The 12,400-nt window shown below is 72.5% G+C and carries 9 protein-coding genes and 1 pseudogene; 5 read left to right on the top strand and 5 right to left on the bottom strand.

The features are described 5' to 3' along the window. Both FV230_RS16705 and FV230_RS16700 read right to left on the bottom strand, forming a co-directional pair. The coding region (locus tag FV230_RS16705) for a crosslink repair DNA glycosylase YcaQ family protein (RefSeq protein ID WP_246694888.1) at window positions 1-1,083 on the bottom strand (1,083 nt) is incomplete at its 3' end. Between the two features lie 172 nt (window positions 1,084-1,255). After that, window positions 1,256-2,119, bottom strand: a complete 864-nt coding sequence (locus tag FV230_RS16700) for a helix-turn-helix transcriptional regulator (RefSeq protein WP_147843195.1) — start codon at window positions 2,117-2,119, stop codon at window positions 1,256-1,258. A 99-nt stretch (window positions 2,120-2,218) separates the two neighbouring features. On the opposite strand from FV230_RS16700, the gene FV230_RS16695 reads away from it, so the two are divergent. Continuing rightward, complete coding sequence (locus FV230_RS16695) at window positions 2,219-3,121, top strand: SDR family oxidoreductase (protein ID WP_147843194.1); 903 nt, start codon at window positions 2,219-2,221, stop codon at window positions 3,119-3,121. Between the two features lie 225 nt (window positions 3,122-3,346). Here FV230_RS16695 and FV230_RS16690 read toward each other — a convergent pair. Next, window positions 3,347-3,654 (bottom strand): annotated as a pseudogene (locus FV230_RS16690) (hypothetical protein); the annotation flags it as partial. Between the two features lie 90 nt (window positions 3,655-3,744). On the opposite strand from FV230_RS16690, the gene FV230_RS16685 reads away from it, so the two are divergent. The 4 genes from FV230_RS16685 to FV230_RS16670 all read left to right on the top strand — a co-directional run bounded on the left by FV230_RS16685 (window position 3,745) and on the right by FV230_RS16670 (window position 8,569). Further along, window positions 3,745-4,578, top strand: a complete 834-nt coding sequence (locus FV230_RS16685) for a DeoR family transcriptional regulator (protein ID WP_147843193.1) — start codon at window positions 3,745-3,747, stop codon at window positions 4,576-4,578. Between the two features lie 86 nt (window positions 4,579-4,664). After that, entirely contained in the window at window positions 4,665-6,197 is a 1,533-nt protein-coding gene (gene glpD / locus FV230_RS16680) for a glycerol-3-phosphate dehydrogenase (protein ID WP_187275525.1), read from the top strand. Window positions 6,198-6,281: 84 nt separating this feature from the next. Then, window positions 6,282-7,787, top strand: a complete 1,506-nt coding sequence (gene glpK, locus FV230_RS16675) for a glycerol kinase GlpK (protein ID WP_147843192.1) — start codon at window positions 6,282-6,284, stop codon at window positions 7,785-7,787. Between the two features lie 50 nt (window positions 7,788-7,837). Continuing rightward, on the top strand, window positions 7,838-8,569 hold the full coding sequence (locus FV230_RS16670) for an MIP/aquaporin family protein (RefSeq protein WP_147843191.1): 732 nt from the start codon (window positions 7,838-7,840) through the stop codon (window positions 8,567-8,569). A 10-nt stretch (window positions 8,570-8,579) separates the two neighbouring features. On the opposite strand, the gene glmS is transcribed toward FV230_RS16670, so the two are convergent. Beyond that, window positions 8,580-10,406 carry a glutamine--fructose-6-phosphate transaminase (isomerizing) gene (gene glmS, locus FV230_RS16665; protein ID WP_147843190.1) on the bottom strand — a complete coding sequence of 609 codons (1,827 nt, stop codon included), beginning with the start codon at window positions 10,404-10,406 and terminating at the stop codon, window positions 8,580-8,582. A gap of 154 nt (window positions 10,407-10,560) precedes the next feature. Next, complete coding sequence (glmU, locus tag FV230_RS16660; protein ID WP_147843189.1) at window positions 10,561-11,952, bottom strand: bifunctional UDP-N-acetylglucosamine diphosphorylase/glucosamine-1-phosphate N-acetyltransferase GlmU; 1,392 nt, start codon at window positions 11,950-11,952, stop codon at window positions 10,561-10,563. Window positions 11,953-12,400: the final 448 nt, after the last annotated feature.

The raw sequence follows: 12,400 nt of genomic DNA, 5'->3' as shown, positions 1-12,400 counted from the left end.
GGGCAGGCCGGTCGCGCCGGCCGCCGGCGCGGCGGCGAGGCTCGCCAGGTCCAGCCACGCCGCCGTCAGGCGGAGCTCCCCGAGCAGCCGGTCCATGGTGCCGGGGGGCGCATCGGGCTCCAGGTGCACGCGCTGGACGACCAGCACGCCGATCCTGCGGTTCGCCTTCAGGTCGACGCGGGCGACGAGCGCGCCGTCCATCAGGAAGGGTAGGACGTAGTAGCCGTGCTCGCGCTGGTGAGCGGGCGTGTAGATCTCGAGCCGATAGCGGAAGCCGAACAGCCGCTCGGTCCGCGGCCGGTGCCAGATCAGCGGATCGAAGGGCGACAGGAGCGCGGCGCCGTCGAGCCGTCGGCCGAGCCGCGCCTCCCTGTGCCGGTAGGCCGGCTGCGGCCAGCCGCGGACCCGGGCCGGAACCAGCGTGCCGTCCTCGACCAGCTGCGCGATCGGCAGGTGCGCATCGGCAGGCGCGAGGCGATAATAGTCGCGCAGGTCCTGCGCCGTCGCGATGCCGAGCGCCCGCGCCGCGCGTGCGATCAGCTCCCGCCGCGCGTCGATGCCGCTCGGGGTCGGATGCGCGAGGACGGCGCGCGGAAGCACGCGCTCGGGCAGGTCGTAGACGCGCTCGAAGCTGCCGCGACGGTGCGTCGAGGCGACGAGGCCGGCCCAGAACAGCCATTCGAGCGCGTGCTTGGCCGCGCTCCACACCCACATGCCCTGCGAGGCCCGGTTGCCCGCGACGTCGGAGGCGGCCAGCGGCCCCTCCGTCTCGATGCGGGCGAGGAGGGCTTCGGCTTCGCCGCGCCTGTCCCCGGCGAAGGGTTCGAGCCGCCGCCACAGGCCGCGGCCGGCGAGGGCCCGGGCCATGCGCCAGCGCAGCAGGGGGTGATGGTCGACCGGCAGGAGCGAGGCCTCGTGCCCCCAATATTCGAAGAACCGCTTCGGCCGGTCGGCCGCCAGGGCGTCGAGGAGCCCGCGCTCGTAGGGGCCCAGGCGCGAGAACAGCGGCAGGTACTGGGCCCGCACCAGCACGTTCACGCTGTCGATCTGAAGCAGGCCGAGCCGGCCGATCTCGTTGCGCATCCGCGCGGCGGAGACGGGTCCCGCGCGCCGGCCCGCGGCGAAGCCCTGGGCGACGAGGGCGATGCGACGGGCCTCGGAGGCGGAGAGGTCCGCCGTCAGGGCTGGCCTCCGGACAGGGGCGGCACGAGGCCCGGCAAGGGCCGCACGGAGTTCGGGAGCTGCGCCGCGTGCACTACGCGGCCTTCGGCGGCGACCCGTCGGCGCCGTTTTCGCCCTGCCGCGCGTGGACGAGGGTGCGGATCCGCTCGCGAACCTCCGGGGTGACTGGGTTGTAGACGATCATGCCGAGATCCGGTCTTCCGTCCACGGCGAAGGCCGAGAACTCCAGCTCGATCGGGCCCAGGACGGGGTGACGGAGCCGCTTGACCCCGTCTCCGTGGGCGTGGACGTCGTTCTCCCGCCACAGGGCGGCGAAGTCCGGGCTGGTGCGGCAGAGCTCGTCCACCAGCTCGCCGACCTCGGAGGCCGCGCCGGCCCGCACCGCGTCCGCCCGGAACGCGCCGACCACGAAGCGGGCGACGCTGTCCCAATCCTGCTGCGCCGTCCGCACCCGCGGGTCGCCGAACATGCGGCGCAGGATGTTGCGCTCGCCGGGTGGCAGCGGTTCCCAGTTGGTCATCACGACGGCGGCGGCGCGGTTCCAGGCGACGACGTCCCAGGTCGCGGTCTTGATCAGGGCCGGGCTGACCTCCAGCGTGTCGAGCAAGCGCTGGAGGCGCGGCGTGATCCCCTCCTGCGGCCGGTAGCGGACCTCGGGCGGACGCCCCAGCGCCAGCATGAAGACGTGCTCGCGCTCGGGCTCGGTCAGCATCAGCCCGGCGGCGATGCGGTTCAGCACGTCCGCCGATGGCGCGCCGCCGCGCCCCTGCTCCAGCCAGGTGTACCAGGTCGCGCTGATGTTCGAGCGCTGGGCGACCTCCTCCCGGCGCAGGCCAGGCGTGCGACGGCGGCCCGAGAACCCGAGGGCGGCCGGATCGAGCTTGGTGCGCCGATCCCGCAGGTAGGCGCCCAGCGAGGGTTCGGAACGGGCGGGCATGGCGATCCTGTTGGGACGTATACCGGGATACGGTCACGACTTTAACGGGATCGGCGGCGGGCCGACAAGGGGCGCTCTGATCACAGCGGAGTGCATCGCATGCGCATCTTCCTCACCGGCGCCACCGGCTTCATCGGCTCGGCCATCGTCCCGGAACTGCTCCGGTCCGGGCATCGGGTGCTCGGGTTGACCCGCTCGGAGGCCGGCGCCCGCAAGCTGATCGAGGCCGGGGTCGAGCCGCATCGCGGCACCCTTGACGACCCGGACAGCCTGCGCCGCGGCGCCGCGCAGGCCGACGGCGTGATCCACACCGCCTTCGACCACGACGACTTCACGAACTTCGTCGCCAATTGCGACAAGGACCGGCGGGCGATCGAGGCCCTGGGGGCCGCCCTTGCCGGCTCGGATCGGCCGCTGCTCATCACCTCCGGTGCGGGAATCGGGAGCCCCGACGACGGCGGCCCGGCCCGGGAGGACGTCTTCGACCGCGCGCACCCGAACCCGCGCATCGCCTCCGAGCTCGCCGGGGCCGCACTGCTGGAGGCGGGGGTGAACGTGTCGGTGGTGCGGCTTCCGCAGGTGCACGACACGGTCAAGCAGGGGCTGATCACCTACCTGATCGACCTCGCCCGGCGGACCGGCGTCTCGGCCTATGTCGGCGACGGCGCCAACCGCTGGGCGGCGGCGCCGGTCCTCGACGTCGCCCGGCTCTACGCGCTCGCCTTCGCGCGGCGGGAGGCGGGCGCCCGCTACCACGCGGTCGCCGAGGAGGGCGTCGCCGCCCGCGACATCGCGCAGACCATCGGCCGCGGCCTGAAGCTGCCGGCGGTCGCCCTCGCGCCGGAAGACGCCGCCGCGCATTTCGGCTGGCTCGCCGCGTTCGTCGGCCTCGACATGCCGGCCTCCAGCGCGCTGACGCGGGCCCGGCTCGGCTGGCACCCGACCGGCCGGGGCCTGATCGAGGACTTGGAGCGGATGGACTATTCCCGGCCGCCCGCCTGAGGCGCCCGAGGCCTTCGCCCGTCAGGACGACAGCGTGCGCAGCTCCCCGCGGGCGATGCCGAGCGGCGTCCGCACGAGCAGCCACGGGATGACGGGGGGGCAGCGTCAGGAGCACGAGGGCGGCGGCGTCGGTCGGGAGCCCGGAGCCCGGTCGACACGGCCTCGGAGGATGGCGCGATCGCCGCGTCCCGGACGACCTCCGGCATCGACGGTCTCCCCTCGCGCTCACGCGCGCCGCACCCGCGATTCACCAAGGCTGCCGGAAAAGGCGCGCGAAACCGGCCTGCGCGCAAGGTCGGCGACCGGCAGGGCGCGGATGCGCTGCCCGGTCAGCGCCGCGATCACGTTGAGCACGGCGGGGGCAGCTCGGGCGCGCCGACGCCGCCCGTCGGCGCGCCGCTCTCGACGATGCGCACGTGCACCGCCGGCCTGTGCTCGCGGCGGATCGGGTCGGTGTTGTCGTTCCGCGACTGCCGGGCGCCGTCGCGGTAGACGATCTGCTCGAACAGCCTCGAGGACAGGTCGAGCGCCGCCGGCACCTGGGCCTGCGCGTTTCGTTTGCGAAACCCCGCCGGTCACCTACACTCCGATCCGAGGCGTGCGAGCCCCGGGCCGGAGTTTCCATGACGCGTATGGTCGAGCGGGGCGGTTTCGAGCGGAAGGCGGGCGAGCGCGCCGACGCGTCGGCGGTCGAGACGCGGCGCGGGGCGATCGTCGCCGCGGTGCGCCAGCGCGGCTTCGTGACGATCGAGGCCCTGGCGAGCCAGTTCGGCGTGACCGTGCAGACGATCCGGCGCGACCTCAACGAGCTCAGCGCGGAGGGGCGGCTCGAGCGCTACCGGGGCGGCGGCGGCCTGCCATCCAGCGTCGAGAACATCGACTACGCCGACCGCCGCACCACGCTGCTGTCCGAGAAGACCCGGATCGGCCGGCTGGCGGCCGGCCGCATCCCGTCGCACTGCTCGGTGTTCCTCAACATCGGCACCACGCCGGAGGCGGTGGCGCGCGAGCTCGTCCGCCACGACGACCTCAGCATCATCACCAACAACCTCAACGTGGCGGTCGGGCTGGCGGAGGCGACCGACTTCCGCATCGTCGTGGCGGGCGGCACGATCCGCAACCGCGACGGCGCCGTCCTGGGGCAGCTCACCTGCGACACCCTCAGCCAGTTCCGGGTCGACGTGGCGGTCATCGGCATCAGCGGGATCGACGCTGACGGCGCCCTGCTCGACTACGATTACGAGGAGGTGCGGGCGACGCAGACCATCCTGGCGCATGCGCGCCAGACCTTCCTCGTGGCCGACCACACCAAGTTCACCCGCCGCCCGATGGTCGAGGTCGGGCGGCTGGAGCAGATCGACACCTTCTTCACCGACCGCGTCCCGCCGCCCGAGATCGTCGCCCTGATGGAACGCCACGGCGTCGCCCTCGCGGTGGCCGACCGAGACGAGCCGTAGCGAACATCGCAATTTTCGCTTGCGAAAATCCTAGGATAAGGCAATATTCTGCCGACCCGGGCATCGGCCGGGGCGGGAGGCGACTCATGACGACGGTCTCGAACGTGCGGGCGCTGGGCGCCCCCTACGACCTGCTCGTCATCGGCGGCGGCATCAACGGCACCGGCATCGCCCGCGACGCGGCCGGGCGCGGCCTCTCGGTGCTGCTGTGCGAGCGCGGAGACCTCGCGGAATTCACCTCGTCCTCGAGCACCAAGCTGATCCACGGCGGCCTGCGCTACCTCGAATACTACGAGTTCCGCCTGGTGCGGGGGGCTCTGGCCGAGCGCGAGCGCCTGCTGCGGCAGGCGCCGCACATCATCTGGCCGCTCCGCTTCGTGCTGCCGCACGACGCAGGCCTGCGCCCGGCCTGGATGCTGCGGGCCGGCCTGTTCCTGTACGACCACCTCGCCCGGCTGCGCACCCTGCCCGGCTCCAAGACGGTTCGCTTGCGAACATCGCCGGTGGGCGCACCGCTTCAGGACCGGCTCACGAAGGGGTTCGTCTATTCCGACTGCTGGGTCGAGGACAGCCGCCTCGTGGTTCTGAACGCCATGGATGCGCGGGCCCGCGGCGCCGAGATCCGCACCCGCACCGGCGTCGAGTCGGCGCGCCGGGTCGACGGGACGTGGACGGCGACCCTGCGCGACGCCGTCACCGGGCGCACCGAGACCGTCCGGGCGAAGGCGGTGGTGAACGCCGCCGGCCCCTGGGTGAGCGCGACGCTCGGCGGAACGCTCGGCGTGAACAGCCGCGCGGCGGTGCGGCTGATCAAGGGCAGCCACATCGTGGTCGCCAAGCTCTACGAGGGCGATCAGGCCTACATCCTGCAGCAGCCCGACAAGCGCATCATCTTCGCGATCCCCTACGAGCGCGACTTCACGCTGATCGGCACCACCGACGTCCCCTACGCGGACGAGCCCGGCCCGGTGCGGATCTCGGAGGACGAGACGCGCTACCTTTGCGACTGCATCAACCGCTCGTTCGCCAAGGCGATCGGCCCGAAGGACGTGGTCTGGAGCTATTCGGGGGTGCGCCCGCTCTACGACGACGCCGCCGCCAACGCCTCGGCGGTGACCCGCGACTACGTGCTCGACGTCGACGATGCCGGCGGGCAGGCGCCGGCGCTCTCGGTGTTCGGGGGCAAGATCACCACTTACCGCCGTCTCGCCGAGCACGCGATCGAGAAGATCGCGTCCCACTTCCCCGGCCTGAAGCCGGCCTGGACGGGCGAGGCGACCCTGCCCGGCGGAGCGATGCCGGAGGCGGATTTCGACGCCTTCCTCGCCGCCTTCGTCCGCGAGGCGCCGTTCCTGCCGGCCGAGACCGCCCGGCGGCTCGCCCGCGCCTACGGCACTGAGGCGCGAGCCATCGTCAAGGGCGCGCGCAGCCTGGCCGACCTCGGCGAGGCGTTCGAGGGCGGCCTGAGCGCGGCGGAGGTCGACTACCTCGTCCGCTCGGAATGGGTCCGCACGGCGGAGGACATCCTGTGGCGGCGCTCGAAGCTCGGCCTGCGCACCAGCCCGGACGGGGCCGCGCGGCTCGCCGCCTACCTGACGCGAAAGGCGGAAGCCGCCTGAATCAAGGTGCGCGGCGCGGAACCGGCGCGAAGACCGGTCCGCGCGAGACGATCGACCCACGGTCCGCAAGGGAGGAAGACAGCCATGTGCCAGTATGTCGGCGCCATCGACCAAGGCACCACCAGCAGCCGCTTCATCGCGTTCGACCGCGAGGGGCGCATCATCGTCTGCAAGCAGCGCGAGCACGCGCAGATCTATCCGCGGCCCGGCCATGTCGAGCACGATCCGATGGAGATCTGGCGCAACACCCAAGGCGTGATGCAGGACGCCCTCGACGGCGCCGGGCTGACGCCGAAGGACCTCCTGTCGATCGGCATCACCAACCAGCGCGAGACCACGCTGATCTGGGACAGGCGCACCGGCCAACCGCTCCACAACGCCCTGGTCTGGCAGGACACCCGCAACGACCGCCTCGTCACCGAATATGCCCGCGACGGCGGGCGCGACCGCTTCCGCGCGCTCACCGGCCTGCCGCTGGCGAGCTACTTTTCCGGGCTGAAGCTGCGCTGGCTCCTCGACCACGTCGCGGGCGCGCGTGAGAAGGCGGAAGCCGGCGACGTGCTGTTTGGCAACATCGACACCTGGCTCGTCTGGAACCTGACGGGCGGCCCGGACGGCGGCCTCCACCTCACCGACGTGACCAATGCCAGCCGCACCCAGCTGATGTCCCTCGAGACCCTGGCCTGGGACGACGGCATGCTCTCGGCCTTCGGCATCCCGCGGGCGATGCTGCCCGAGATCGTCTCCTCCTCGCAGGTCTACGGCGAGACGCGGGTGCCGTTTTCCGGCGTGCCGATCGCCGGCATCCTCGGCGACCAGCAGGCGGCCCTGTTCGGCCAGGCCTGCTTCCAGCCGGGCGAGGCCAAGAACACCTACGGCACCGGCTGCTTCGCGCTGATGAACACCGGCGAGACGCCGGTTCCCTCCACCTGCGGCCTCGTCACCACGCTCGGGTACAAGCTCGACGGCAGGCCGGCGGTCTACGCGCTCGAGGGCTCGATCGCGATCACCGGCGCCCTGGTGCAGTGGCTGCGCGACAACCTGCACATGATCCAGGACAGCGCCGAGGTCGAGAGCCTCGCCACCACGGTCGCGGACAACGGCGGCGTCTACTTCGTGCCCGCCTTCTCGGGCCTCTACGCGCCGCACTGGAACGAGGGCGCCCGTGGCCTGATCATCGGCCTGACCCGCTACGCCAACCGCGGCCACATCGCCCGCGCCTGCCTGGAGGCGACCGCCTTCCAGACGCACGAGGTGCTGGAGGCGATGGAGAAGGATTCCGGCATCCCCGTGCGCGAGCTGCGCTCGGACGGCGGCATGGTCGCCAACGTCACCCTGATGCAGTTCCAGGCCGACATCCTCGACGTGCCGGTGGTGCGCCCGCGGGTCACCGAGACCACGGCACTCGGCGCCGCCTACGCGGCGGGCCTCGCCACCGGCTACTGGCGGAGCACCGACGACCTCGTGCGCAACTGGGGCGTCGACCGGCGCTGGGTGCCGAACATGGATGCGGGCGAGCGCCGGCGCATCACCGCCGCCTGGGGCCGCGCCGTGAAGCGCGCCTTCGACTGGGACGAGCAGGAGGATTGAGGCCGCCGCCTCGACCGCTTCCCGTCTCGGACACTCTCGGAGGACATCCCATGACGTCGCCGTTCCTGGGCGAGCTTCTCGGCACGATGGTGCTGATCATCCTCGGCAACGGGGTCGTTGCCGGCGCGCTGCTGCGCGGCTCCAAGGCGGAGGGCGCGGGCTGGATCGCGATCACCGCCGGCTGGGCCTTCGCGGTGCTGGCCGGCATCTTCGTCGCGACCGCGACGGGCAGCCCCGACGCGCACATCAACCCGGCGGTGACGATCGCCGGTGCGATCACGTCCGGGAATCCGAGCAAGCTCCTGGTCTACGTGCCCGCGCAGATGATCGGCGCCTTCCTCGGCGCGACCGTGGTCTGGCTGCACTACCTGCCGCACTGGGCCGTCACCGAGGATCAGGGCCTGAAGCGGGCCTGCTTCTGCACCGATCCGGCGATCCGGCAATCGGCCGCGAACTGGACGAGCGAGATCATCGGCACCTTCCTGCTGATCCTGATCGTCAGCGCCCTGCTGTCGCGGACGGTGGGGGCTTCCGGCAACATCCCGACGGGGCTGGCGCCCTACCTCGTCGGCATGGTGGTCTGGGGGATCGGCCTCTCGCTCGGCGGCACCACCGGCTACGCGATCAACCCGGCCCGCGATCTCGGGCCGCGCCTCGCCCATGCGGTGCTGCCGATCGCCGGCAAGGGGCACTCGGATTGGGGCTACGCCCTGATCCCGGTCGCCGGCCCGGCGATCGGCGCGGTGCTCGCGGCGCTCGCGATCCTGCTGATCGGCGTCTGAGGGCCGGCGCCTATTCCACCGTCACCGATTTGGCGAGGTTTCTCGGCTGGTCGACGTCCTTACCCATGACGACGGCGGTGTGGTAGGCGACGAGCTGGATCGGCACCGCGTAGACGATCGGCGCCACCGTCGGGTCGAGGTCGGGCATCGTCACCGTGGCCAGGGTGTCGAGCCCGTGCTCGGCCGCGCCCTTGGCGTCGCCGATCAGCACGATGCGCCCGCCGCGGGCGGCGACCTCCTGCATGTTCGACACGGTCTTCTCGAACACCGCGTCGTGGGGGGCGATCACGATCACCGGCACGCTCTCGTCGATCAGGGCGATCGGCCCGTGCTTGAGCTCGCCCGCCGCATAGCCTTCGGCGTGGATGTAGCTGATCTCTTTCAGCTTCAGCGCGCCCTCCATCGCCATCGGGTAGCTCGTCCCGCGGCCGAGGTAGAGCACATCGCGCGCCTTGGCGATCTCGCGGGCCAGCCCCTCGATCTCGCTCTCGCGGGCGAGCGCGTCGGCCATCAGGCCGGGCACGGTGATCAGCGCGTCGACGAGGCGGCGCTCCTCGGCCGCATCGATGGTGCCGCGCGCCCGCCCCGCGGCGATGGCCAGGCACAGCAGCACCGTGAGCTGGCACGAGAACGCCTTGGTCGAGGCCACGCCGATCTCGGGGCCGGCGAGCGTCGGCAGCACCACGGAGGATTCCCGCGCGATGGTCGAGGTCGGCACGTTGACGACGCAGACGCTGTGCTGGCCCTGGGACTTCGCGTAGCGCAAGGAGGCCAGGGTATCGGCGGTCTCGCCCGATTGCGAGATGACGAGGGTCAGCCCGTCCCGCTCCAGCGGCGCCTCGCGGTAGCGCGCCTCGGAGGCCACGTCGATCTCGACCGGCAGCCGCGCGATCTGCTCGAACCAGTAGCGGGCGACGAGCCCGGCATAGAAGGCGGTGCCGCAGGCGGTGATGTTGAGGCGCGACAGCTTGGCGAAGTCGAACGGCAGCGGCTCGGGCAGCGCGACGCGGCCCTGGGCGAGGTCGACGTAGTGAGAGAGCGTGCGGCCGACGACTTCCGGCTGCTCGTGAATCTCCTTGGCCATGAAGTGGCGATGGTTGCCCTTGTCGATCCGGTAGGCCTGGGTCGCGATGGTCTGGCGCGGGCGCTGGACCACCGTGCCGTGGATGTCGCGGATCTCGGCGCCGGCGCGCGACAGGATCGCCCAGTCGCCCTCCTCCAGGTAGGTGAGCGCGTCGGTGAACGGCGCCAGCGCCAGCGCGTCCGAGCCGAGATAGGTCTCGCCCTGGCCGAAGCCGATGGCGAGCGGCGCGCCGTGGCGGGCGCCGATCAGCAGGTCGTCGTGACCGGAGAACAGGAAGCCGAGCGCGAAGGCGCCGCGCAGGCGCGGCAGGCAGGCGGCGACCGCCTCGACCGGCCCGAGGCCCTGGTCCATGGCGTGGCTGACGAGCTGGGCCACCACCTCGGTGTCGGTCTCGCTCTCGAAGCGGACGCCCGTGGCCTCGAGCTCCTGCTTGAGCGCGCGGAAGTTCTCGATGATGCCGTTGTGCACGACCGCGAGCCGCGCGGTGGCGTGGGGGTGGGCGTTGGTCTCGTTCGGCCGCCCGTGCGTCGCCCAGCGGGTGTGGCCGATGCCGATCGCGCCCGCCAGCGGCTCCTCGCGCAGGCGCGCCTCGAGGTTGACGAGCTTGCCCGACGCCCGCCTGCGCGCCAGGCGGCCCTGCTCCAGCGTGGCGATGCCGGCCGAGTCGTAGCCGCGGTATTCCAGTCGCCGCAACGCCTCGATCAGCGGACCGGCCACTGCCCCGTTACCGACGATGCCGACGATGCCGCACATGCTGGGTTGTCTTTCGTATCGCCCGGTGGACCGGCGGCTTGTACCGGATCGGCGCGGCGCGAGGCCAGCCCTTGGTGGCTACGCAGGGCGGGCATCAGGAATCGGGCCGGTGCCAGCCGGGAGATGAGGGACCGGCGCGGCGTTTTGGAGAGGATCAGGATTTCCCCGCGCGCGCCGCCTTCTCCGCCCGCAACGCCGCCCGCTTCGTCTCGGCCCAGCCCGGCTTCGTCGCCTGGCGCCCGCGGGCGACGGCGAGCGCCCCCTCGGGCACGTCGTCGGTGATCACCGAGCCGGAGGCGACGAAGGCGCCGGCCCCGACCGTGACGGGGGCGACGAGGGCCGAGTTCGATCCGATGAAGGCGCCCGCCCCGATCGTGGTGCGGTGCTTCGAGACCCCGTCGTAGTTGCAGGTGATGGTGCCAGCGCCGACGTTGGCGCGGGCGCCGACCTCGGCGTCGCCGAGATAGGTCAGGTGCGCGGCCTTGGCGCCCGGCCCGAGGCGGGCGTTCTTCAGCTCCACGAAGTTGCCGATGGTGGCGCCGGCCTCCAGAACCGCGCCGCCGCGCAGGCGGGCGAACGGGCCGACGCTGGCGCCGGCCTCCAGGCGCACGTCCTTCAGGTGCGAGAAGGCGTGGATCACGCAAGCATCGTCGACGCGGACGCCGGTGTCGAACACCACGTTGGGCTCGACCAGCACGTCGCGCCCGAGGATCGTGTCGTGGCTCAGGAACACCGTCTTGGGGGCGACGAGCGTCGCGCCGCCGAGCTGGGCGCTGCGGCGCAGGCGCGCCTGGATCGCGGCCTCGGCGACGCCGAGCTGCACCCGGTCGTTGACCCCTTGCGCCTCCGCCTCCGTCACCGGCACCACCGCGACGGAGAGACCGTCGCCGATCGCCAGCGCCACCGCGTCGGGCAGGTAGTACTCGCCGGCGGCGTTGTCGTTGCCGATCCGCTCGAGCAGCGCCAGCGCGTGGGCGCCCGACAGCGCCATCAGGCCGGCATTGCACAGGCGCACCGCGCGCTCCTCAGGCGTGGCGTCCTTCTCCTCGCGGATCGCGACCACGCGGGTGCCCTCGGTGAGCACCCGGCCGTAGCCGGCGGGCGCCTCGGTCTCGAAGGCCAGCACCGCCACCGCCGCGCCCTCGGCCAGGGGCGCCCGCAGCCGCGCCAGGGTCTCGCCGGTGATCAGCGGCGTGTCGCCGAACGCCACGATGACGTCGTCGCCCTCCCCGTCTTCGCCGTTGCTCAGGACCGCCCGCGCCGCGAGCACCGCATGCGCGGTGCCGAGGCGCTCGACCTGCGGGAAGACCTCGGAGCCCGGCGCCAAAGCCTCGATCTCGCGGGCGACGTCCGCGCGGCCGGGCTCGGCCACCACGGCGATGCGCGCGGCGCCGGCCGCCTGCACCGCGGCGAGCACGTGGCCGAGCATGCTCCGCCCGGCGAGGCGGTGGAGCACCTTCGGCAGGTCGGAGCGCATCCGCGTGCCCTTGCCCGCGGCGAGCACGATCGCGGTGAGGCTTCGCCGTACGGGGGCCGGTGTCGTCATCGCGTTCAGGTTCCCGGGGACGCTCGCTGGTGCCGACCGCCATGATCGGCGGCGACGGGATGAGGGGACCGGATTAGCCGATCGCGCCCGTCTGGCAAAACGGCGCGTCCCGCGCGCATCGTCCGGCCCGCAAGCGCGGCCTCGATCACACAGGGGACGGAATTCGCCATCGTCGGCCGACCTTAACCGAGGGTTCAGGTGCCGGGATGGTACGAGGGGCCGATTGTTGCGAACCGTTTCCAAGGTCTCGCTGTTTCCGATCCTATCGCCGACCCACCCGAACGAAGGGGCACGACGCTGCCGACCGATCCGCGCTCCGACGCCATCCGTGACCCCGTCTCGCGAGACCGTACCCGCCGCGACGTCGTGCGCCTGTCGGCCGTGGCTGCGGTCCTGGCCGGCGCCGGCTTCCGACCCGTTCCGGCCGCCGCGGAGGACGCCCCCGCCC

The organism is Methylobacterium sp. WL6, from assembly GCF_008040095.1.
GTDB lineage: Bacteria > Pseudomonadota > Alphaproteobacteria > Rhizobiales > Beijerinckiaceae > Methylobacterium.
This window is presented reverse-complemented; position numbering and strand designations above follow the sequence as displayed.

Coding starts and splice junctions, on each gene's coding strand:
- FV230_RS16700 (WP_147843195.1), bottom strand. CDS start 2,119: ATGCCCGCCCGTTCCGAACCCTCGCTGGGCGCCTACCTGCGGGATCGG.
- FV230_RS16695 (WP_147843194.1), top strand. CDS start 2,219: ATGCGCATCTTCCTCACCGGCGCCACCGGCTTCATCGGCTCGGCCATC.
- FV230_RS16685 (WP_147843193.1), top strand. CDS start 3,745: ATGACGCGTATGGTCGAGCGGGGCGGTTTCGAGCGGAAGGCGGGCGAG.
- glpD (WP_187275525.1), top strand. CDS start 4,665: ATGACGACGGTCTCGAACGTGCGGGCGCTGGGCGCCCCCTACGACCTG.
- glpK (WP_147843192.1), top strand. CDS start 6,282: ATGTGCCAGTATGTCGGCGCCATCGACCAAGGCACCACCAGCAGCCGC.
- FV230_RS16670 (WP_147843191.1), top strand. CDS start 7,838: ATGACGTCGCCGTTCCTGGGCGAGCTTCTCGGCACGATGGTGCTGATC.
- glmS (WP_147843190.1), bottom strand. CDS start 10,406: ATGTGCGGCATCGTCGGCATCGTCGGTAACGGGGCAGTGGCCGGTCCG.
- glmU (WP_147843189.1), bottom strand. CDS start 11,952: ATGACGACACCGGCCCCCGTACGGCGAAGCCTCACCGCGATCGTGCTC.